Source organism: Dielma fastidiosa (genome assembly GCF_000313565.1).
Lineage (GTDB): Bacteria > Bacillota_I > Bacilli_A > Erysipelotrichales > Erysipelotrichaceae > Dielma > Dielma fastidiosa.
Genome location: NZ_CAEN01000103.1, coordinates 1 through 369, shown reverse-complemented (window position 1 = coordinate 369; position 369 = coordinate 1). Strand labels below are relative to the sequence as shown.

At 33.9% G+C, this 369-nt stretch carries 1 protein-coding gene; it reads left to right on the top strand.

Annotation, left to right across the window (positions count from 1 at the left end):
• On the top strand, window positions 1–369 hold a 369-nt coding region (locus DAHG_RS00175; protein ID WP_022936306.1), incomplete at both ends, for an IS3 family transposase.

The window sequence follows — 369 nt, the reverse complement described above, 5'->3', positions numbered from 1 at the left end:
AAGCAATGAAGTTAAATCCGAATGCACATCCATTGATGCATTCGGATAGAGGATTTCAATACACAAGTCAAACTTTCCGATATCAATTAAAAAATCAAAATATGGTTCAATCCATGTCAAGAGTCGCAAGTTGTATTGATAATGGACCAACGGAAGGATTATGGGGTATTATCAAAACAGAGATGTATCAAATGTATGAGATAAATGACAGGAAAAGCTTAATTGAGGCAATAGAAAAGTATATCCATTTCTACAATCATGAAAGATATCAAGAAAGATTTCATTCAAAAACACCCATGGAGGTAAGAACAGAGGCCATGAACGAGGAGAAACCTATTCAATATCCAATTGCATTTAATCCAAGAATTG